We start from the raw sequence: 20,819 nt of genomic DNA on the forward strand, positions 1-20,819 counted from the left end.
GGCCGCCGTCGGCGATTTCGCCAATCGCCAGCGTTGCAGGACTGAAGCGGACAAAGGCGGAAGCTGATCTCCCCCCTTGTGGGGGAGATGTCCGGCAGGACAGAGGGGGGCGCGAAGGAACTCGGCGTTCAAGGCCTTCACTCGCCTCACGCCATCGCGTGGCGATGGTTGGCCGAGTAATGGCCGGTCAAATGATGCTCGAGCTGGCGTTCGATGTCGGTGAGCAGGCTGGAGGCGCCGAAGCGGAACAGGTCTGGCTCCAGCCACGGCCGGCCGAGCTCCTCCTTCATCAGCACCAGCCAGTCGAGCGCGACCTTGGCGGTGGAAATGCCGCCGGCCGGCTTGAAGCCGATGAGATAACCAGTTTCCTCGAAATAGGCGCGAATGGCGCGCACCATGGTGAGACCGACGGGGAGCGTGGCGTTGACGCTCTCCTTGCCGGTCGAGGTCTTGATGAAATCGGCGCCCGCCATCATCGCTACCATGGAGGCGAGCATCACGTTGCGCAAAGTGGCGAGATCGCCGGTGCCGAGGATGACTTTCAGATGCGCATCGCCGCAAGCGGCGCGCATGGCGACGATCTCGTTGAACAGCTCGCGCCATTTGGCGCCGTAGACTAGGCCGCGCGGGATCACGACGTCGATCTCGTTTGCGCCGTCCTTTACGGAAGCCTCGATCTCCTGCAGGCGCGTCGACAGCGGCGCAAGGCCGTGCGGGAAGGCGGTGGAGACGGCGGCGACATGGATGCCGGTGCCGCGCAGCGCGTCGACCGCGGTGGCGACGAAGGGATGATAAACGCAGACTGCCGCCGGGCGGATGGTTTCACCTGATATGCCGAGACCCTCGACGATGTCGCGGCGCAGCGGATTGATCGCCTTGGCGCAGAGCCGGCGCACGCGCTCGTCCGTGTCATTGGAATTCAGCGTGGTGAGATCCATGCAGGCGATGGCCCGCAGGAGCCAGGCGGCCTGATTGTCGGCCTTGATCGAGCGCCGCTTGGTCAGCGTCGCGACGCGGCGCTCCAGCGCTGAGCGGTTGACGCTGCGTACCGATTCCAGGAAGCCGAGATCGAGCTTCATGCCGGGATTGCGGGCAATGCCGTGTTCCAGCGGCAGCGGCGTGTTGGCGGCGGCGCGCGACGGCAGCGGCATCACCTTGGAAGCGCCAGCGCCTGCTTCGCGGATCGTGCTCATCTCCTGCCCTTTCATTCAGCTGATTACGCCGAAGGATAGCCCGTGAAGCGATGCTTCACGAGTCTTTCAAAGGCTCATAGCGGAAAAAGGCAGCAAAAGCAGCCGATTTTTGACCGCATGGTCAAAACGGAATGGCGTGCCTCAGCCGACGAAGGCGCGCTCGACGACGAAGCTTGCCGGATTGCTCAAGGAGCCTTCCTGGAAGCCGAGGCTTTCGGCGAGTTCCTTGACGTCCTTAAGCATATGCATCGAGCCGCAGATCATGATGCGGTCGGTCTCGGGATTGAGCTTCTCGATCCCGAGGTCGGAATAGAACTTGCCCGAGCCGATCAGCGCGGTGATGCGGCCCATGCGCGCCGACTCCTCGCGGGTCGTCGAATTGTAGAGCGTGACGCGGCCGGCGGTCAGCTCGCCGATCAGAGGATCGCTTTCGAGCGCCGCCACCAGTTCCTGGCCGTAAGTGAGCTCGGCAATGTCGCGGCAGGTGTGGGTGAGGATCACCTGGTCGAACTTCTCATAGGTGTCGGGATCGCGCAGCAGGCTGGCGAAGGGGGCGATGCCGGTGCCGGTCGAGATCATGAACACACGCTTGGCGGGCGTCAGCGCGTCGAGCACCAGCGTGCCGGTCGCCTTCTGGCGCATGATGACGGTGTCGCCGACCTGGATCTTCTGCAGCTCGGAGGTCAGCGGGCCGTCCGGCACCTTGATCGAGAAGAATTCCAGCTCGTCGTCCCAGGCGGGGCTGGCGACCGAATAAGCGCGGAAGATCGGCTTCTCGGCATTGGGCAGGCCGATCATGACGAACTCGCCGGAGCGGAAGCGCAGCGACTGCGGGCGGGTGATGCGGAAGGAGAACAGCCGGTCGGTGTAATGCTTCACCGACACCACAGTCTCGGCGTAGACATTGGCCGGGATCGGGAACTGCAGCGGCCTTGCGCCGGCGGTGTTCAACGCGGATGTCGTGTTCATCAAACCCAACTTTCCGGCCCAGACGCGAGGCCCTGGCGCCAAATTGCTCCCTGCGCCTCCGAACGGTCGGTTCCGACGCGCTTACCGCACACTGCCAACAGTAGGCCCTTGTGTTGGAAAGTTATTAGTATACAAACGATCTTGCGGTCAAGATCGAGGCGTAAAACGCCTTTCCAAACTAGGACATGTCCGTAGTTTTAGCATTTCGGGTTTCGACAATGGGTGAGAAATTTTCGGCGTCGGCGGGAAATGTTGTCGCAGGCATCGATGTCGGCGGGACCTTCACCGACCTGCTCCTGATCGACGGCAAGGCGGGTGGCAAGGTCCATATCGCCAAGACACCGACCACGGTGGAAAACCAGGCCTTCGGCGTGGTCGCCGCGCTCGGCGCGACAGGCTTTCCGATCGACGGCATCGACCTCATCGTGCACGGCACGACGACCACCACCAACGCCGTGCTGGAACGCCGCCTGGCGCGGACCGGCATGATCACCACGCGCGGCTTTCGCGATGTGATCGAGCTTGGGCGCCGCACAAGGCCGCAGGCCTATGGCATGACCGGCACGTTTGTCCCCGTCATCCCCCGGGACCTACGGCTCGAAGTGTCGGAAAGGGTCGAGGCTTCGGGCACGGTGCGCATTCCCCTCGACGAAACCGAGATGCGCGATGCGGTGAAGAAGCTGCTCGACGCCGGCTGCGAATCCCTCGTCATCCATTTCCTGCATTCCTATGCCAACCCGTCGCATGAGCGGCGCGCCGCCGAGATCGCGGCGGAGCTCTGGCCGAACGGGCACATCACCACCGGACATGCGCTGCTTTCGGAAGCGCGCGAGTTCGAACGCGGCGTGACGGCGGCGGTCAACGCCTCGGTGCAGCCGATCCTCGAGCGCTATGTCGAGCGGCTGCGCAAGGAGCTTGGCGCGAAAGGCTACGCGCGCGACTTCCTGATCATGAACGGCAACGGCGGCATGATCTCGGCCCGCTTCGTCACGTTGGAATCGGCAAAGACGGTGATGTCCGGCCCGGCCTCCGGCGTCATCGCTGCCGCCTATACGGGCAAGCGTGCCGGCTTCGGCAACCTCGTCACCTACGACATGGGAGGCACTTCGACCGATGTGGCGCTGATTCGCAACGCCGAGCCGGCCGTCTCCAACGAGATCGAGATCGAATATGCGATGCCGATCCATGTGCCAATGGTGGCCGTGCATACGGTCGGCGCCGGCGGCGGCTCGATAGCGCGCGTCGATGCGGCCGGGCTGATCCAGATCGGCCCGGAAAGCGCCGGCGCCAATCCAGGCCCGATCTGCTACGGGCGCGGCGGCGAGGAGCCGACCATCACCGACGCCAATCTGGTGCTCGGACGCCTTGCGCCGAAAAAGCTGCTCGCGGTTGACAACCCGGTCACCGTCGAGCGCGTCACCGGCATTTTCGAGGACAAGATCGGCAAGCGCACCGGCCTCTCCGGCGTCGAAGCGGCGGGCGCTGTGCTCAGGCTCGGCAACATGAAGATGGCCGGCGCGATCCGCATGGTCTCGGTCTCGCGTGGCCACGACCCACGCGATTTCGCGCTGTTCGCCTTTGGCGGCGCCGGGCCGCTGCACGCGACGGCACTTGCCCGCGAACTCGGCCTACCCAGAGTGTTGGTGCCGGCGCGCCCGGGCATCACCAACGCGCTCGGCTGCGTCGTCGCGGACCTGCGCCACGACTTCGTCAACACAATCAATCAGCCCGTCAAGCTACTCGACGAAGCTGCCCTTCGCGAGGTGCTGGAACGGCATCGTAACGAAGGCGAGGCGCTGATCGCCAAGGAAGCGGTGAAGCCGGACGCGATCCGCGTCACGCATTCCGCCGACATGCAGTTTGTCGGCCAGACGCATATCATCAACGTGCCGCTGCCCTCCTCTTCGGTTTCACGAGAAACGCTGCAGCTTCTGTTCGAAAAAGCCTATTTCGCTCGCTTCAAGGTCGAGCTGCCGGAAATCCGCGCCAACCTCGTCAACCTCAACACCTCGGTCACCGGCGTGCGGCCGCAGATCGACCTGTCGCGGCTGATCGACCCCGCGGGCCGCGCGGCGACGCTTGACGAGGCGCGGCGCGAGATCCGGCCGGTCTGGTATCACGGCACCTGGCACGACACGCCAGTCTATGCCCGCGAAAAGCTGCCGCTCGACGCCGTGATCGAAGGGCCGGCGATCCTGGAACAGATGGACGCCACCACGGTGCTCGAACCCGGCGACCGGGCGCGCTCGGACGCGGACGGCAACATCATCATCGACATCGGCGAGGCTTGAGATGGCAAAGCTCGACACGATCACCCTTTCGGTATTGCAGGCCGCCTTGCAGCAGGTCTGCGACGAGATGGACCTGACCTTCTCCCGCGCCGCCTTCTCGCCGGTCATCGCCGAAGCCAATGACCGCTCGGACGGCATCTATTCGGCGGTCGACGGGTCCCTGATCGCGCAAGGCAGCCAGGGCCTGCCGGTCTTTGTCGGTGTCATGCAATATTCGACCAGGACGGTGATCGAGATGATCGCCGATGGCCGCTGCCTCGCGCCGGAACAAGGCGACATCTACATCGTCAATGACCCCTATCTCGGCGGCACGCATCTGATGGACGTTCGCTTCGTCATGCCGGTCTATCGGGACGGCAAGATCTTTTGCTGGCTGTCCAACACCGGACATTGGCCGGATATCGGCGGCTCGGTGCCGGGCGGGTTCTCGGCGTCGGCCACGGCAGTCGAGCAGGAAGGGCTGCGGCTGCCGCCGGTGAAACTGTTCAAGAAGGGCGTGCTCGATCCCGAGATCTACGCCATCATCTGCTCGAACATCCGCGTTGCCGACCAGCGGATCGGCGACATCCGCGCGCAGGCGGCGGCGCTGCTGATCGGCCGGGACAGGCTCAACGAAATCCTGGATCGTTACGGTGACGAAACCGTCATTGAGGCGATTGCGGAACTGCGACGCCGTGCCGCCGAGCAGATGCGCGCCTCGATCGCCGTCATACCGGACGGTGTCTATCGCTCGCAGGCCTTCGTCGATTCCGACGGGGTGGTGAACGAGCCGCTGACCATCAATCTCGCCGTCGAGAAGAAGGGCGATACGCTGACCTTCGATTTCTCCGGCTCGTCGAAACCCTGCGCCGGGCCGATGAACAGCGTGCTGGCGACGACCTTGTCGTCCGTCTACCTCGCGATGCGCCATATTTTTCCGGAGGTGCCAATCAGCGCCGGCGCCTTCGAACCGCTGATCGTCAAGCGGCCGGAGGGCACTTTCCTCGACGCCAAATACCCGCGCCCGGTGTCGGGCTGCGCGGCGGAGGTGTCGCAGCGCATCGCGGAAGCCGTGTTCGCGGGTATGGTGCAGGCATTGCCCGAAAAGGTGACGGCGGCGCCCGCCGGCTCCAGCGGCAATTTCGCGCTCGGCGGCAACGATCCGGCGCGTGGCCGCGACTATGTCATGTACCAGATCTCCGGCGGCGGTTATGGCGGCAATGCCGGCCATGACGGCTTGAGCAATGGCTGCTCGACCATCGGCATTTCGAAGTCGCCACCGGTCGAGATCATGGAGCAGGCCTTTCCGGTGCTCTACCGCCACTATGCGCTGCGCGAGGGCTCGGGGGGCGCCGGCAAACATCGCGGCGGCTTCGGGCTTGCTTACGAGGTCGAGATCTTGCGCGGCGAGGCGCGCGCGTCCTTCGTGATGGATCACGGCCGCTTCGGCCCGCAGGGCGCGCTCGGCGGCAAGGATGGCATGCCGAACAGCGTGACCGTGTTCCGGGGCGGCGAAGCGCATGTACCGCCGCATCTGTCCAAGGAGCAGGACATCGCGCTCAAGGCCGGTGATCGCGTGCGCGTCGGCACGCCCGGCGGCGGCGGCTATTGCGATCCGCGCGAGCGTGACGCGCGGTTGGTCGCGGAGGATGTCAGGCTTGGGTACTATACGGCAGAGCAGGCCAAGGAGATGTTTGGGGTGGATTTGTAGGGGACCGACGTGGGGAATAGGCCAAATACCTAGGTCGAGCTCCCGCCAACCCCCCTCTGCCCTGCCGGGCAGAGGGGGGTGCTGTCCCGCCAGCGTCTATCACTCTGTCGAAAGCAATCCTTCTAAGCCAGCTTAGCCAGCAGCCGCAACAACGTCGCGGCTTCCTTGGCGGTGAGCGGCGCCAGCGTTTCGTCGGTGATGGCTCGCGCCAGAGGGATCAGCCGCTCGATCGCCTCGCGGCCTTCCGACGTCAGATTGACCAGCAGCCTCCTCTTGTCGACTTCGTGCTTGGAGACCTCGACCAGGCCACGCGCCTTCAGCCGGTCGATGACGCCTTTCACGGTGGCGGCGTCCATCGCGATCAGCGTTCCGAGCTGATTCTGCGAGGTTTCGCCGATGTCGTAGAGCTTGGCCAAAGCGGCGAACTGCGGCGGCGTCAGGTCGCCGATTTGCGAAGCGAAGATCGAGACATGGCGCTGATGCGCCTTGCGCAGGATGAAGCCGACCTGATCCTGCAGATGGTAGTTGTTCTCGTCGCCGTCTTCGGCCTCGACCAGGCGCAGCAGATTGTCCTCGCCGCTCATCTGAGGCCATCCCATGCCTTGATGTCTTCCGCCGCCAGCCCGCCCATGCGGTTGTGGACGCGCGGACCGCAGGTCATGGCGAGGCAGAACAGGACCTCGTCGGGGCGCGGGCCGTCGCTGATGCCGACCTCCATGGCGTCGAAATGGCTGCGCACATAGGCGGCGTTGATGTGGCCGAGCGGCACGTCGAGCCTTGAGCCGAAAGCGCCGACCTTCTTGGCCGACGGCACGATGGCCTTAGCATCGCCGAGCCGCTCGCGCATGGCGTAGCCGCCCGGCACATGCCAGAGCGCGCCGTGCTCCAACTCGCCGGCGGTGCCAACGATGGCGCCCTTGCCGTAGCCGTCGATCTTTTTCACATCGCCGCCGAGCGCCGCGATCAGCCTGTCGGAGAGCAGGAGACCCAGCGGCTTCAGATCTTCCATCGCACCCTGCAAATCCTCTACGTAACGACCCGCGAACGGGTTCTTGACCACGGCAAGAGCTGCGGCACGCAGGCGCGGTTGCTTGGCCATGGGGCCGCCATCGTGGAAAATCTCCTCGGTCAGCACCGCGACCTTGCGGATCGGAAACTCAGGCATGGGCAAATTCCTCCCTTTCATGCTTGTTGGGCGCGGCGAGCGCTATCGCGCCGCTGACGCGGGCTTCGCCCGCCAGAAACAACGCCGAGGCGACGATCAGGCCGCGCCGGCGAAAATCTTCGGCGACGGCGAGGCCCTTGTCTAGCGCCTGGGCAATATCGCCTGGCGCGAGCGCACCGACGCTCTGCGTCACCAGGCGATCGCCGAGATCGCTGTCAGGCGCCAGATCGCGCGCCGAAGCTCGTGCGATGGCCGGATGTCCAGGCAGGTCGACGGCGTTGGCAATCAGCGTCGCCGCCGCGTCGGCTTCCGCGCCGGTGCGCGCAAGAACGGTGACGGCATCGGCTATCCCTAAGGAAAACGACCGGCCACGCCAGCCGCTGGTGGCGACGCCGCGCACGCCATCCTCGGCGCAAACGGTGACGCGATCGGCCATGCCATTCCCGGTGCCAGCGATCGCCACCGTCATCGACTGGCCAACGCCAAGATGCAGAGCGCAGTCGCCTCCATTGTTGACGTAGGCCCGTTCGAGCCGGCGACCGGAAAGCAGAGCATCGAGAATTTCGTCGGCTACCGAACCGGCAACGGCGGCCATCGGCGTGATGAAGCATTCCGCCAATGGCATGACGGCCGCTTCCATGCGGCGCGCCGTTGGGCCGGCAAAATCGCGCGGCGCCAGGAAGAAGGCGGGCAAGCGCAATTCGGGCAGTTCCTCGACCACCTCGATCAGGATCGTCTGAAAACGGGTGACCGCCTGCTCGTAAGCGGCGCGGCATTCATCGGGCTCGCCAAAGGTCTCGACGATCAGATCGATCGGCCCGTGATTGAGATGGAGCCGCCGGCCGTCGGCAAGCCAATGCGCCTGCGGGCCGTTCATCACCCGACACCGTTCGCGGCCGCGCGCCGCAGCTGCGCCAGCAGCGGCCAGGGGTTGTCGACCGGCGCGCCGGTGCCGCGGCGCGGGTTGAGATACTCGCCGCCCTTGGCGAGGATATCCTCTACGCTGCGTATCTCATTCTCATAGCCGCCGAGCCGGACATAGTCGTCGCGGCGCATGGTGAATTCGATCGGCGCCACGAGCGCTGGAGTCGGCACGTAGCCGAAGGCACCTTCCGGCACGCGGGTGACGTCGACCATCAGCGTGATCCCGCCGCCCGGCCAGACATAGACCGGGGCGCCGCCGACGGTGACGTAAGTCTTCAGGCCCTGAACCGAGCGCGTGAGGTTGACGGGGTTTTCGGTGACGCCGGCGCGCAGCGAGCCGCCGGCGCCGCCGACGAAGAGAACCGTGCAGAGCGCCGGCTCGCAATTGTCCTCGATCAGGCCGACCGACTTTTGCAGCCGCTCGGGAAATGGCTTCTGGACCGGCTTCAACTCGTCGTCCAGCTCGTAATAGGCGAACTGCTCGCCGGTGGTCGACACCATCAGCAGCGACAGGCCGGGACGCGCGCCCTTCTTGGCGTTCCAGTCGCCGAGGATCGACAGCGGGTCGGAGATCGTGGTGCCTCCCCAGCCGAGGCCGGGCTCCGACACCTTGAAGTAGCGGCCGGGCGTCGAGCGACGGCCGATGATCTTTATACCGGTATCCTCCCAGCCCAGCACCTTGCCGGCCTGATGCTCGGAGACGACGCCGGTGATGTGGTCGTCGACCACCACCACCTCGTCGACCAGCCCGCGCCATTGCGTGGCGAACATGCCGATGGTGGCCGAGCCGCAGCCGACACGCATGCGGTGCTCGACCTTCCCGTCGATGACCGGCGGTTTGCCGGCTTCGACGACGACCGTCGCGCCGCCATCGATGGTGAGCTCGACCGGCTTGCGGTTACACAGATTGAGCAGCGCGTCGCAAGTCGCGCGCCCCTCAGCCTTGGAGCCTCCGGTCAGGTGATGGACGCCGCCAAGCGACAGCATCTGCGAACCATATTCGCCGGTTGTCACATGGCCGATCGCCTCGCCTTCCGAGCGCACGATCGCCGTCTCGTCGCCGATGTGGCGGTCGGTGTCGATCTTCACCTTGACGCCGCAATAGGAGAAGATGCCTTCGGTGACGACGGTGACGAGGTCGACGCCCTCGACCTCCTGGCTGACGATGAAGGGCGCCGGCTTGTAGTCGGGATAGGTGGTGCCGGCGCCGATGGCAGTCACGAAGCGGCGGCCGGTGTTGACCAGCTCGCCGCTCCACGCTTCGCCCTCGGCGACGAAAGGCACGACCGCGCCGGCGGTCTCGGCCGCATGGTCGAGAATAGTCAGCGGGTCCATGCGCACGATTCGGCCGCCGATATTGCCGTAGCGGTCGCAGGCGCCGGTGCGCCCGTCAGCGATGTAGCACATGACCGGACAGGCATCGCAGCGGATCTTCTCCGCCACCTGCTTTTCGCCGGGATCATGGGTTTCGAAACGTTCGGCAAGCTCGCTCATCGGCGCGCCTCCTTCTCGCGGATCGCCGCCAGGATGCGGCTCGGCGTCGCCGGCACCTTGGTGACCAGGACGCCGGTGGCATGGCGGATGGCGTTGAGGATCGCCGGCGCGGTGGGGATCAGCACATGCTCGCCAAGGCCCTTGGCGCCGAATGGTCCTTCCGGATCCGGAACCTCGACGAGTATGTGCTCGACCGGCGGCACGTCGCCGATAGTGGGTATGAGGTAATCGTGCAGGTTCTCGGTGCGGCCGGGGATGTATTCCTCCATCAGCGCCATGCCGATGCCCTGCGCGATGCCGCCCTCGATCTGGCCTTCGGCCAGCACCGGGTTGATCGCCTTGCCGACATCATGCGCGGCGGTGATCTTGATCAGCTTCACGGTGCCCAGCTTGAGGTCGACCTCGAGCTCGGCGATCTGCGCGCCATAGCCATAGACCGCGTAGGGTTTGCCCTGGCCCTTGGCGTCGAGCGGCAGCGTCGGCGGGTCGTAGGTCTCTTCCGCGACGAACACCAGGCCGTCGGCATCGGCCTTCAATGCCGCCAGTTCAATGCGCCGCGCGGCGTCGCCTTCACGGATGGAGAGGCTGCCGCCGTGGAGCGCGATCGTCGCTTCGCCCGAAACATTGGCGAAGCGCAGGATCTTCTCACGCAATGAGCGACCTGCCTTCTCCGCCGCCTTGCCCGTTACAAAAGTCTGGCGCGAGGCGGATGTTTTGCCGGCGTCGGGCGTGATGGCGGTGTCGGCGCCCTTCAGCTTGAACGTGTCCAGCGGCAGGCCGAGCGCGTCGGCGCAGATCTGGGTGATCACCGTGTTGGAGCCCTGGCCGATATCGACCGCGCCCTGATGCAGGATCACCTCGCCCGAAGCCGAGATGCCGACCTTGATGGTCGAAGGATTGGGCAGTGAAGTGTTGCCGCAGCCATACCAGCAGGAGGCGACGCCAACGCCGCGCTTGCTTGCTGCGTTGGCGGCGTTGAACGCTTCCGCCTCGGCCAGCGCACGCGCCCAATGCGGCTGAAGCCGCTCCAGGCATTCGCCGATGCCGACACCCGATTCCAGGCGCTGACCGGTGACCGTCTCGCAGCCGTCGCGCAGGCAGTTCTTCAGGCGGAAATCGAGCCGGTCGATGCCGAGTTTTGCGGCAAGCTCATCATAAAGCGTTTCCTGCATGATGGTGGCCTGCGGCACGCCGAAGCCGCGGAAGGCGCCGGCGATCGGGCCATTGGTGTGGATGGCGTAGCCGGTGGCGCGGTAGTTCGGCGTAGCATAAGGGCCGGAGGCATGCACAGGCACGCGGTTCGCGACGGTCGGCCCCCAGCTTGCATAAGCCCCGGTGTTGAAATCGCCTTCAAACACCATGCCGGTGATCCGGCCTTCGGCATCAGCGCCGATGGTCGCCTTCATCTCGGCCGGATGGCGCTTGGTGGTCGACATCATCGATTCATTACGGGTGTAGGCGAGCGCCGCCGGCCGGCCGGTCTTCATCGCCACAAGGCCGATGAGCGGCTGCAGCGAGACATCGAGCTTCGACCCGAAGCCGCCGCCGGTGGCGGTCGGCACGATGCGCACCTTGTCGACGGGCAGGCCAAGCACCTTGGCCGTGTCGTCGCGGTCCATATAGGGCGCCTGGGTACAGGCGACGACGACCAGCGTGTCGCCATCCATATAAGCGTAGCCGGCTTCCGGCTCGATATAGGCGTGCTCGACGAAGGAAGTCTCGATTGAGCCGGAGACAGTAGCAGCAGCGCCCGCGAGCGCTACTTCAGGATCGCCGCGTTCGACATAGCCGGAGGTCAGCAGGTTTGCCGGGCGGTGCTGGTGGATCAGCGTCGCCCCTTCGGCTTTCGCCTCGCGCGGCTGAAGCAAATGCGGCAGTTCGGTCCAGGTGACCGGAAAATCCGTCAGGTCGAGATCGAGGATCGCCTCGCGGTCTCCCGCCACCAGCGCCACAGCCTCGCCGCGCAGGCGGACAAACCCTTCGGCGAGCGCCGGCTGATCGGCGAAAGGACCGATGACGCCGAAGCAGTTCTTGCCGGGAATATCGGCGGCGATGAAGATTCCGGCGATACCGGGATGCGCTTTGGTCCAGGCATCGAGATCGCCGAAGCTGAAGCCGGCATGATAATGCGGCGAACGGACCACCAGCACAGACAACGCATCGGCCGGAAAGGAGTCGCCACCGAACTTCTCGCCGCCGGTGACTTTCGGCACGCCGTCGAGGCGGATCGGCGAAGCACCGACCGCGTGCCCCACGTCCGGCAGGCGAAGATCGATGCCGTTCATATGCCGCGAGGCCTGCATCACCGCTGCGACGATCTTCCGGTAGCCGGTGCAGCGGCAGAGCACGCCCCCCAGCGCGTCCTGTGTGTCGGCTTCGCTGGGTGTCGGGTTGCGCTCCAAAAGCGCGGTGGCCGCGACCAGCAGGCCGGGCGTGCAGATGCCGCATTGCGCGGCGCCATGTTCGAGGAAGGAGGCCTGCAGGGCGGAGAGCCTGCCATCGGCAAGGCCTTCGACTGTGGTGACGGAAGCCCCGGTCACAGATGCCGCCGGCACAAGGCAGGCGCAGACGGGATTGCCGTCGACCAGCACGGTACAGGCGCCGCAATCCCCGGCATCGCAGCCGACCTTGGTTCCGGTGAGCCGCAACTCGTCGCGCAGCACTTGCGACAGGCGCCGCACCGGCGGAACCGAGACGCTGACAGCCGCTCCATTCAGATCGAAGGCAATGTCGGCGCGATCCATACCGGACTGGGCCATGCCTGGTCGGACCATGGTCATGCGGCCACCTTGCCTCTATCGAGCCCGACTGCGTGGCGCACGGCCCGGACGACGATCTCGCGCGCCGCTTGCTCCCGATACTCGGCGCTGCCGCGCACATCGGCGATCGGCGACAGTTCATCCATGGGCGCGGACAGCACCGCGTCGGCAAGCGCCTCATCGATCCGATGCCCGCACAACGCCGCCTCGACGCCGACCAGGCGGCGCGCGACCGCCGAGCAGGAGCCGACCGCGATCGCCATATCGGCAATCACGCCTTCCTCGACCACGAGCCGCGCCGCCGCCATGGCGATCGAGATGACGAGATAACGACGAGCGCCGAGCTTGACGAAGGCCGAGGTGCCGACGGCCGAACGCTTCGGGACGCGGATGGCGGTGACCATCTCGCCCGGCTGCAGCGCCGTGCGGCGATTGCCGAGGATGAACGCGCCGAGCGGCAGATGGCGGATGGCCGCAGCCGAGCGCAACTCGACATCGGCATCGAGCGTCAGCAGCGCCGGAACGCCGTCGGCGGCCGGCGAGGCGTTGCAGAGATTGCCGGCGACCGAGGCGACATTCTGGATCTGGACCGAGCCGACCTCGCGTGCGGCGGCCTTCAGCGCGTCGAAGGCAGGCGGCAGCTTGTGACGGACAATATCGGTCCAGGTGGTGCGGGCGCCGATCCGCCAATTCTCGTCGGTCTCGGCGATGCCGCGCAGTTCGGCGAGACCGTTGATGTCGAGGATGCTGTCGCGAAAAGGTTTCGCGCCCTGGGCGGGGTAGAAATCGGTGCCGCCGGCGAGAATGCGCCAGCGATCCTCGCCAAGCAGAGCGAGCGCCTCGTCGACCGTGGTGGGTTTCGCGTAACGGATCACGCTCTGCCTTCCAGAACCTTCCCAGAAACGGACCATTCCCACTTGGCCCTCCCAAAGCACTTGGCTTCGGGCTTTCTGCCGGTTTCACACCGTTCAAATTCATTCGTATGCAAATGATATCAGGCGGACTGGAATTGTCAAAGCAAGACTTCGTGCCGCTGGGGCGGCGTGCCGGCCTGAACGCATTGCTGTGGCCTTGGAGGTTGACGCCGCCGGCCATCTGGTCAAGGTTCCGTGTCCGGTCGCGTCAGCGGCTTTTGGACTGGAGCCCCAAGCCGAAACGAAGGGGCCCAAACGAGAGGGAAGCCGCATGGCCGACGAAGCGCTCATCGTCATCGACCTGCAGAACGATTTTTGTCCAGGCGGCGCGCTGGCAGTTGCCGGCGGCGACGAGATCGTGCCTTTGGTCAACGACCTGATCCGGCGGACAGATCATGTGATCCTGACGCAGGACTGGCACCCGGCCGGCCATTCGAGCTTCGCCTCCAGCCATCCGGGCAAACTGCCCTTCGAAACCATCGAGATGCCCTATGGGTCGCAGACCTTGTGGCCGGACCATTGCATCCAGGGCAGCCTCGGTTCCGATTTCCATTCCGGGTTGGCATGGACCAAGGCCGAACTGGTGATCCGCAAAGGGTTTCGCACAGCGATCGACTCCTATTCGGCGTTCTTCGAGAACGACCACACGACGCAGACCGGCCTTGGCGGCTACCTCAAGGAACGCGACATCGACACGATCACGCTGGTTGGGCTGGCCACCGATTTCTGTGTGGCCTTCTCGGCGCTCGACGCGGTGAAGCATGGTTTCAAAACGACCGTGCGGCTCGACGCCTGCCGCGGCATCGACCTCGCCGGCTCGGTCGAGGCCATGCTGAAGCGCATGCGCGAAGCCGGCGTGACGCTCGAAGATCACTCGGCGGATTGACGCCCCGGTGAGGCAGCGAGGGGGCTTCACGACATTCGCGAAAGTGCTGGCGGCAGGCATGGCTGCCGCACTCGTTCTTGGTTGTCCGGTATCGGCCTTTGCTGCCGAAATTCACGAACTGCCCGGCGCCGCGATGTCGCTCTGGTGGGGACTGCCCTTTGCCGGCCTGCTGCTGTCGATCGCGACCGGACCGCTGCTCTTTCATCACGTTTGGGAACATCATTACGGCAAGATCGCCGCCGGCTGGGCGGCGCTGGCGGTCGTCCCGCTGGCAGTCGCCTTCGGCATTCCGACGGCAGGCGAAGCGGTGCTGCACACGCTGCTGACCGAATACATGTCCTTCATCATCCTGCTGTTCGCGCTCTACACAATCTCGGGCGGCATCCTGCTTGCCGGCAACATCCATGGTACCCCCCTCGTCAATGCCGGCCTGCTTTCGATCGGCGCCCTGCTTGCCTCGATCATCGGCACGACCGGCGCCTCAATGATCCTGATCCGGCCGATGCTGCGCGCCAACGACAACCGGCCGTTCAACGCGCATGTGGTCATCTTCTTCATCTTCCTGGTCTCCAACATCGGCGGCTCGCTGACGCCGCTCGGCGACCCGCCTCTGTTCGTCGGCTTCCTGCGCGGCGTCGATTTCTTCTGGACGACGGTGCACATCCTGCCCGACACGCTCTTCGTCGGCGGCCTGGTGTTGGCTGTCTTTCTCGCGATCGACATCATCCTGCACCGCCGGGAGGCTGGCATGCCCAAGATCAAGGATCCGACACCCGACACAAAGGTGCGCCTGCGCGGGCTGGCCAACCTGCCGCTGCTCGCCGGCGTGATCGGCGCGATCCTGCTTTCGGCGAGTTGGAGGCCGGGAATCGGGGTTTCCGTGCTGGGTGTCGGACTCGAGCTGCAGAACCTTGTGCGCGACGCCTTCATCCTGGCGCTGGCCTTCTTGTCGCTGAAAGTCTCGTACAAGAGCCACAGGCAAGCGAACGGCTTCACCTGGGGGCCGATCGCCGAGGTGGCGAATTTGTTTGCCGGCATCTTCATCTGCATCGTGCCTGTCATCGCCATCCTGCGAGCCGGCCATGACGGCGCGCTGGCGCCGCTGGTGGCACTGGTCACATCCGCCGACGGCCAGCCCAACGATCTCGCCTATTTCTGGCTGACCGGGGCGCTGTCTTCCTTCCTCGACAATGCGCCGACATATCTGGTGTTCTTCGAGCTCGCCGGTGGTGATGCGCGGCATCTCATGACGGAGGCCGCCTCGACGCTTGCGGCGATCTCGGCCGGGGCGGTTTTCATGGGCGCCAACACCTATATCGGCAACGCGCCGAACTTCATGGTCTTCGCCATTGCCAGGCATCGTGGCTTCAAGATGCCGGGCTTCTTCGGTTACATGGCGTGGTCGGGCCTGGTGCTGATCCCGGCCTTTTTGATTGCCGGCTTTTTGTTTTTTAGCTGAAGCGGTGCAGAGCGTTACCTCCCCTTGTGGGGAGGTCGGACCGAAGGTCCGGGTGGGGGTCGGCGCCGCCCCTCCCCGCTGCTTCGCTGCGACCCTCCCAACAAAGGGGTAATCCTCAGCCTACCCCCACATAGCGCCGCACCGCGGATGGGTCGGCGCGCAATGCCTCGACATCGATCGTCTCGCGGTTGCGGCCGTTCTCGATGAACGAGACGCGGTCGGCGACCGACAGCACGGCGTCAACGCGCTGCTCGACCAGAATGGTCGAGACGCCAAGCTCGCGCAGCTTCGCCACCGTCTCGCGGATCCTGGCGATCATCGACGGCATCAGGCCCTCGGTCGGCTCGTCCAGCAACAGCACCTGCGGTTCGAGGCAGAGCGCGCGGGCCATGGCCAGCATCTGCTGCTCGCCACCGGAGAGCGTGCCGGATCGCTGCTTCAGCCGCTCGCGCAGCAGCGGGAAGAGATCGAGCACATTCTCGCGCGTCTGCCTGCCCTTGCGGCACGCCATCAGGCCGATCTCGATGTTCTCCGCCACCGTCATCTCGGCAAACAGGCGCCTGCCCTGCGGCACATAGGCGATGCCGGCCTTGGGTACATCATGCGCGGCGAGCCCGGTCAGTTCCTTGCTGTCAAGCCTGATCGAGCCGGCCGCCGCAGGCACCAGCCCCATGATCGCCTTCAGCGTCGTCGTCTTGCCGGCGCCGTTGCGGCCGAACAGGCACAGCACCTCGCCCTTGTTGAGGACGAGGTCGAGGCCATACAGCACCTGGACCTCGCCATAGAAGCAGTCGAGGCCGGCAATGGTGAGCAATTCGTCATCGGTTCTAATGGCGTCAGCCATGGGTCGCCCCGAGATAGGCATCCTGCACCTCGGTATTGGCGCGGATCTCACCCGGCGTGCCCTCGGCGAGGATCTTTCCCGAATTGAAAACGGTGATGCGATCGGCGAGTCCCATGACGACCGGCATATTGTGCTCGATCAGAAGAACCGTCGCGTCCTTGGCGATCCCGCGCACCAGCGTGATGAAATTGTCGATCTCGCTATCGGCCAGCCCCTGTGTGGGCTCATCTAGGATCAGCAGGCGCGGCTTCAGCGCCAGGCCCATCGCCACTTCGAGCAGGCGCTGATGGCCGTAGGAAAGATGCGCGGCCAGCGTGGCGGCGCGGTCGGCAAGCCCGGTGCGCTCCAGCGCCGCCATGACGCCGGTCCTGACCTGTCCCTTGGTGCGGCCGTCCGTCAGCGTGCGCTGCACCGGCAGCGCGACATTGTCGAAGACCGTGAGGTTGGCGAAGACGCTGGTGATCTGGAACGTGTAGGCGACGCCGAGCCTGACCCTTTGGTAGGCCGGCATGCCCGTGATGTCGACCCCGTTGAAGACAACGACACCCGACGATGGCCGGATGCGGCCGCTGAGCAGACTGACGAAAGTCGTCTTACCGGCGCCGTTGGGGCCGATCACGGCGCGGATCTCGCCCGGCATCAGCGCGAAGTCGACGCCGTCGACGGCGCGCAGGCCGCCGAACTGGCGCGAAAGGCCCTTGGTGGTGAGCAGCGGCGTCATGGCAGCCATCCCAACCAGCGCTCGCGGATGCTGCCCATAATACCTTTCGGTGCAAACAGGACGAGCAGGATGAGCGCCACGCCGACGATCAGGAGATAGGCCGAGGTGAAGCCGCTGGTGATGTCGGTGACATAATACATGAACAGGGTGCCGATGAGCGGTCCGAGCGTGGTCGCAGCGCCCCCCAGCAGCACCCAGAGCAGCGGCAGGATCGAATATTGGATCGATGCGAAATTCGATCCGACATAGCCGAACAGCAGCGCATAGGCGGCGCCGGATGCCGCGCAGATGGCGCCGGAGGTGATGACAGCGATGAGCTTGCTCGCCACGGTGTCATAGCCAAGCATCTTTGTCCGTTCCTCGTTCTCGCGAATGGCGACCAGCACGCGGCCAAAGCGGGAGCGGACGATGGCCAAAGTGATAAGCAGCACGACCGAGAACAGCGCCAGCGCGCCCATGTAGCGCACCGTCGGGTTGGTCAGGTCGAGCGAGACGCCGCCGATCGCGATCGCCCTCGATGCCTGCTGGATGACAAGGCCCTGGTCGCCGCCGGTCCAGGCGGCGAAATAGAGGATGAGCAGATAGAAGACCTGGGCGAACATCATGGTGACGATCATGAACGCCACGCCCGAGGTGCGGAGCGCCAGCAGGCCGATGGCGAGAGCGAGCAGCGCGCCGGAAACGACGCCGGCCAGGAAAGCTTCCGGCACGCCCCAGCCGAGGTGGTAGACGGTCAAGCCCGCGCCATAGAGGCCGGCCGAGAAGAACATGGCGTGACCGAGGCTGAGCAGGCCGACATAGCCGAACAGCAGATTGTAGCCCATGGCGAAGACCGCAAGCGCCATGATGCGGGCAAACAGGCCCTGGTGATAATCCGGCAGAACGAAGTTCAACGCGAACAGAAGCGCGATGACCACGATGTGCAGGGCATAAGTCTTTGCGGGCGAAGCATCCCTCATCGCGGCGCGGTTCCGAACAGGCCCTGCGGCCGGAACACCAGCACCATGGCGACAACCAGCGTGGCGATGATCTTGGCGAGCGTCGGCGAGAAGAACATCGAGATGATGCCGTCGGAGAGGCCGATCAGGACGGCCGCGACCACGGTGCCGCGGAGCGAGCCGAGGCCGCCGATGATGACCACGATGAAGGAGAGCAGCAGCGGGTCCTGTCCCATCAGATAATGCGCCTGGCTGATCGGCACGATCAGAACCGCGGCGATCGCGGCCAGCATGGCGCCTATGGCGAAGACCCCGGCATAGACGCGCTCGACCGGGATGCCGAAGGCCTGCGCCGTCTCGCGATCGTATTGGGTGGCGCGCATGATCAGTCCGATCTTGGTGCGCGTCAGCACCAGCCAGGTGATCACGAGCAGGATGGCGGAAGCGGCAACCACCGACAGCTTGTAGCCGGAATAGCCGAACCACGGCAGAAGGATGCGATAGCTGAAGGGCGGCTCAACCGGGCGCGCCTCCGGTCCGTAAAAGGTGAGCGCCAGTTGTTGGATGATGTAGAGCATGCCGATGGTGGCGACGATGGTGCTTTCGGGGTTGTAGTTCAGCCGCCGCAGCACCAGCCACTCGGCGAGAAACGCGACCAGCCCGACGAGCAGGGGCGCGATCACAAGTGCTGTGGCAAAGCCGATGGCCGGATGGCCGGAAATCGCCGTCGAGATCGCCCAGGCGAGCACCGCGCCCAGCATGAAGAACTCGCCATGGGCGACATTGACGATGCGCATGACGCCGAACACCAGCGACAGGCCGAGCGCCGTCAGCGCCAGCACGGCGGAGGTGACTAGGCCTTCGAGGGCGGCGAGGAGAAGATGGGGGCCGAAATGCATTGGCTAGGCACCGAGGGATGCGCGAGGCACCCGCCTCTGCCCTGCCGGGCATCTCCCCCACAAGGGGGGAGATTGGAGGTCATCGCAGGCTTCGCAAATCGCCAACGTGGCCAGATAGGCGCCGCCGCGCGAACTGCTGATCTCCCCCCTTGCGGGGGGGATGGCCGGCAGGCCAGAGGGGGGTGCCTTGGCGTTCACCTTTGCAGGAGCAGCTAAACTCACAGCGCCTGCGTCGTGTAATCCCCTTCCGGCTCGTAGAGGCCGTCCTCGATCTTGGTCTTGTGGACGACCCTGAGCTTGCCGCCTTCGACCTTGGAGATGTTCTGGATGCCGAAACACTGGTGGATCTTGCCGTTGAAGGTTTTCGGCCCCTGCGGATGCTCCGGCCCTTCTGCGAATTCCTTCAGCGCCTCGGTAGCCTCGACCAGCTTGGCGCGGTCTTCGGGTCCCTTGTAGCCGGCATCTTCCATCGCCTTCTTGACGACATAGAGCGTTTCCCAGCAGCCGAACATGTGCGAGGCGGTGGAAATGTCCTTGGGATCGCCGACCGCGGCGCCGTTGTCGTCGATGCCGACGGCGGCGCGGTAGGCTTTCTGCGCGGCGGAATCGTCGGGCTGCGCGTAGCGGGGTGAGCCTTCCCAGAAATGGCTGCCGTCGAGGAACTCGAGGCCGGGGCTGTTGATGTCGACGGCTTCTAGCGAATCCATGAAGCCGAAGAGCTGCGGCCGCTGCGAGCCGTAGAACTCGCCGAGCTCCTTGACGAAGGTGAGCACCGCAGGGCCGACCATGACGTGGTAGATCACCTCGGTCTCGGCCGGGATCTGCGGGAAGTATTTGGTGAAGGAGCTCTCCGTCGGCGGGATGGCGATCTGCGCGATGACGTTGGCGCCTTGCGCCTTCAGCGCCGGCGGCAGGTAGTCGCGATGATCGTAGCCGAAGGCGAAGTCGGGGAAGATCTGCGTCACCTTCTTGCCGGCGTTCGCCGCGATCCACGGCGCCATGGACTGGATCTGGCTCTTCACGTCGGTGATGCCGGGCTGGAAGACGTAGCGGTTGAGCTTGGTGGAGGCGACGTGGTGGCCTTCGCTGACCACGAAATAGGGGATCTTGTTCTCGCCGGCGGCGGGCGCGGAGCCGATCACCACATGCGAGAACAAGGTGCCGAAGACGATGTCGGTCTTGTGCTGCTTGGCGAACTTGTTGACCACCTCGGCGCCGCGCGCCGGGTCGGTGCCGTCATCCTCGATCACCAGCTCGACCTTGCGGCCGTTGATGCCGCCTGCGTCGTTGATCGCCTTGACGGCGGCAGCACTCGTCTTCTCGTACCAGCGGCCATAAGCGGCGCCGATGCCGGTGCGGTGCGACTGGAAACCAATCTTGATCGGTGCCGAGCTCTGCGCTTGGCTGTAGCGCACGAAACCGGGCGCCAGCGCAAGGCCGGCGCCAGCGGCCATGCCTTTCAACGCCGTGCGGCGCGAAAGCGATTTTTTGGAGAGGTCGAAGAATCCGTTCTTGTCAGCCATGTCCGTTCCCCTGTTTTTCAGTCTTGACCAGCGATAAGGCGGCTAATCCATCCCCGTTTTGGGGATTGGAAAATTGCATGTGTACAAACTAAATCACCAAAGCTTTGACCTGGCAAGCGAGCTTTACCCGACGGCAGCGGAGGCACGCTC

At 65.1% G+C, this 20,819-nt stretch carries 17 protein-coding genes; 4 read left to right on the forward strand and 13 right to left on the reverse strand.

The window, feature by feature from the left end; translation table 11 throughout:
* Positions 1–146 precede the first annotated feature (146 nt).
* Complete coding sequence (gene deoC, locus P9272_RS12890) at positions 147–1,193, reverse strand: deoxyribose-phosphate aldolase (RefSeq protein WP_128259882.1); 1,047 nt, start codon at positions 1,191–1,193, stop codon at positions 147–149.
* Positions 1,194–1,334: 141 nt separating this feature from the next.
* Positions 1,335–2,162: a ferredoxin--NADP reductase gene (locus tag P9272_RS12895; RefSeq protein WP_128259881.1), complete on the reverse strand. Its 828-nt coding sequence runs from the start codon at positions 2,160–2,162 to the stop codon at positions 1,335–1,337.
* A 218-nt stretch (positions 2,163–2,380) separates the two neighbouring features.
* Between P9272_RS12895 and P9272_RS12900 the strand changes: the two genes are divergently transcribed.
* Together P9272_RS12900 and P9272_RS12905 are read left to right on the forward strand one after the other, a co-directional pair.
* Entirely contained in the window at positions 2,381–4,453 is a 2,073-nt protein-coding gene (locus P9272_RS12900; RefSeq protein WP_278160840.1) for a hydantoinase/oxoprolinase family protein, read from the forward strand.
* Between the two features lies 1 nt (position 4,454).
* Complete coding sequence (locus P9272_RS12905; RefSeq protein ID WP_278160841.1) at positions 4,455–6,143, forward strand: hydantoinase B/oxoprolinase family protein; 1,689 nt, start codon at positions 4,455–4,457, stop codon at positions 6,141–6,143.
* Positions 6,144–6,265: 122 nt separating this feature from the next.
* Here P9272_RS12905 and P9272_RS12910 read toward each other — a convergent pair whose 3' ends face one another.
* Genes P9272_RS12910 through P9272_RS12935 form a run of 6 tightly spaced genes read right to left on the reverse strand, consistent with a single transcriptional unit; the run spans position 6,266 to position 13,360 of the window.
* Positions 6,266–6,727, reverse strand: coding sequence for a MarR family transcriptional regulator (locus tag P9272_RS12910; RefSeq protein ID WP_278160842.1), 462 nt, complete (start codon positions 6,725–6,727; stop codon positions 6,266–6,268).
* Positions 6,724–7,308 (reverse strand): amino acid synthesis family protein, encoded by a 585-nt coding sequence (locus tag P9272_RS12915; protein ID WP_128259877.1) that lies wholly within the window; start codon positions 7,306–7,308, stop codon positions 6,724–6,726. Before P9272_RS12915 ends, P9272_RS12910 begins: the two co-directional genes overlap by 4 nt.
* Complete coding sequence (locus P9272_RS12920) at positions 7,301–8,185, reverse strand: UPF0280 family protein (RefSeq protein WP_128259876.1); 885 nt, start codon at positions 8,183–8,185, stop codon at positions 7,301–7,303. The genes P9272_RS12915 and P9272_RS12920 overlap by 8 nt, the downstream gene beginning before the upstream one ends.
* Positions 8,185–9,726 carry a 6-hydroxynicotinate reductase gene (locus P9272_RS12925; RefSeq protein WP_128259875.1) on the reverse strand — a complete coding sequence of 514 codons (1,542 nt, stop codon included), beginning with the start codon at positions 9,724–9,726 and terminating at the stop codon, positions 8,185–8,187. The genes P9272_RS12920 and P9272_RS12925 overlap by 1 nt, the downstream gene beginning before the upstream one ends.
* Entirely contained in the window at positions 9,723–12,506 is a 2,784-nt protein-coding gene (locus P9272_RS12930; RefSeq protein WP_278160843.1) for a molybdopterin-dependent oxidoreductase, read from the reverse strand. The genes P9272_RS12925 and P9272_RS12930 overlap by 4 nt, the downstream gene beginning before the upstream one ends.
* Positions 12,503–13,360 (reverse strand): xanthine dehydrogenase family protein subunit M, encoded by an 858-nt coding sequence (locus tag P9272_RS12935; protein WP_278160844.1) that lies wholly within the window; start codon positions 13,358–13,360, stop codon positions 12,503–12,505. Before P9272_RS12935 ends, P9272_RS12930 begins: the two co-directional genes overlap by 4 nt.
* A 310-nt stretch (positions 13,361–13,670) precedes the next feature.
* Between P9272_RS12935 and pncA the strand changes: the two genes are divergently transcribed.
* Positions 13,671–14,285, forward strand: a complete 615-nt coding sequence (gene pncA / locus P9272_RS12940; protein WP_278160845.1) for a bifunctional nicotinamidase/pyrazinamidase — start codon at positions 13,671–13,673, stop codon at positions 14,283–14,285.
* Positions 14,286–14,343: 58 nt separating this feature from the next.
* Positions 14,344–15,744 carry a sodium:proton antiporter gene (locus P9272_RS12945; protein WP_278160846.1) on the forward strand — a complete coding sequence of 467 codons (1,401 nt, stop codon included), beginning with the start codon at positions 14,344–14,346 and terminating at the stop codon, positions 15,742–15,744.
* A 115-nt stretch (positions 15,745–15,859) separates the two neighbouring features.
* Here the strand turns inward: P9272_RS12945 and P9272_RS12950 are convergent, their stop codons facing one another.
* The 5 genes from P9272_RS12950 to P9272_RS12970 all read right to left on the reverse strand — a co-directional run bounded on the left by P9272_RS12950 (position 15,860) and on the right by P9272_RS12970 (position 20,669).
* Entirely contained in the window at positions 15,860–16,588 is a 729-nt protein-coding gene (locus tag P9272_RS12950) for an ABC transporter ATP-binding protein (protein WP_278160847.1), read from the reverse strand.
* Positions 16,581–17,309, reverse strand: a complete 729-nt coding sequence (locus tag P9272_RS12955; protein ID WP_128259869.1) for an ABC transporter ATP-binding protein — start codon at positions 17,307–17,309, stop codon at positions 16,581–16,583. Before P9272_RS12955 ends, P9272_RS12950 begins: the two co-directional genes overlap by 8 nt.
* Positions 17,306–18,268 (reverse strand): branched-chain amino acid ABC transporter permease, encoded by a 963-nt coding sequence (locus P9272_RS12960; protein WP_278160848.1) that lies wholly within the window; start codon positions 18,266–18,268, stop codon positions 17,306–17,308. The genes P9272_RS12955 and P9272_RS12960 overlap by 4 nt, the downstream gene beginning before the upstream one ends.
* Positions 18,265–19,146, reverse strand: a complete 882-nt coding sequence (locus tag P9272_RS12965; RefSeq protein ID WP_278160849.1) for a branched-chain amino acid ABC transporter permease — start codon at positions 19,144–19,146, stop codon at positions 18,265–18,267. Before P9272_RS12965 ends, P9272_RS12960 begins: the two co-directional genes overlap by 4 nt.
* Before the next feature lie 218 nt (positions 19,147–19,364).
* On the reverse strand, positions 19,365–20,669 hold the full coding sequence (locus tag P9272_RS12970) for an ABC transporter substrate-binding protein (RefSeq protein WP_278160850.1): 1,305 nt from the start codon (positions 20,667–20,669) through the stop codon (positions 19,365–19,367).
* Positions 20,670–20,819: the final 150 nt, after the last annotated feature.

It is taken from the genome of Mesorhizobium sp. WSM4976, assembly GCF_029625685.1.
Classification (GTDB): Bacteria; Pseudomonadota; Alphaproteobacteria; order Rhizobiales; family Rhizobiaceae; genus Mesorhizobium.

Bases quoted from the DNA above. Each gene is read 5' to 3' on its own strand.
- deoC (WP_128259882.1), bottom strand. From the start codon at position 1,193: ATGAGCACGATCCGCGAAGCAGGCGCTGGCGCTTCCAAGGTGATGCCG.
- P9272_RS12895 (WP_128259881.1), bottom strand. From the start codon at position 2,162: ATGAACACGACATCCGCGTTGAACACCGCCGGCGCAAGGCCGCTGCAG.
- P9272_RS12900 (WP_278160840.1), top strand. From the start codon at position 2,381: ATGGGTGAGAAATTTTCGGCGTCGGCGGGAAATGTTGTCGCAGGCATC.
- P9272_RS12905 (WP_278160841.1), top strand. From the start codon at position 4,455: ATGGCAAAGCTCGACACGATCACCCTTTCGGTATTGCAGGCCGCCTTG.
- P9272_RS12910 (WP_278160842.1), bottom strand. From the start codon at position 6,727: ATGAGCGGCGAGGACAATCTGCTGCGCCTGGTCGAGGCCGAAGACGGC.
- P9272_RS12915 (WP_128259877.1), bottom strand. From the start codon at position 7,308: ATGCCTGAGTTTCCGATCCGCAAGGTCGCGGTGCTGACCGAGGAGATT.
- P9272_RS12920 (WP_128259876.1), bottom strand. From the start codon at position 8,185: ATGAACGGCCCGCAGGCGCATTGGCTTGCCGACGGCCGGCGGCTCCAT.
- P9272_RS12925 (WP_128259875.1), bottom strand. From the start codon at position 9,726: ATGAGCGAGCTTGCCGAACGTTTCGAAACCCATGATCCCGGCGAAAAG.
- P9272_RS12930 (WP_278160843.1), bottom strand. From the start codon at position 12,506: ATGACCATGGTCCGACCAGGCATGGCCCAGTCCGGTATGGATCGCGCC.
- pncA (WP_278160845.1), top strand. From the start codon at position 13,671: ATGGCCGACGAAGCGCTCATCGTCATCGACCTGCAGAACGATTTTTGT.
- P9272_RS12945 (WP_278160846.1), top strand. From the start codon at position 14,344: ATGGCTGCCGCACTCGTTCTTGGTTGTCCGGTATCGGCCTTTGCTGCC.
- P9272_RS12950 (WP_278160847.1), bottom strand. From the start codon at position 16,588: ATGGCTGACGCCATTAGAACCGATGACGAATTGCTCACCATTGCCGGC.
- P9272_RS12955 (WP_128259869.1), bottom strand. From the start codon at position 17,309: ATGACGCCGCTGCTCACCACCAAGGGCCTTTCGCGCCAGTTCGGCGGC.
- P9272_RS12960 (WP_278160848.1), bottom strand. From the start codon at position 18,268: ATGAGGGATGCTTCGCCCGCAAAGACTTATGCCCTGCACATCGTGGTC.
- P9272_RS12965 (WP_278160849.1), bottom strand. From the start codon at position 19,146: ATGCATTTCGGCCCCCATCTTCTCCTCGCCGCCCTCGAAGGCCTAGTC.
- P9272_RS12970 (WP_278160850.1), bottom strand. From the start codon at position 20,669: ATGGCTGACAAGAACGGATTCTTCGACCTCTCCAAAAAATCGCTTTCG.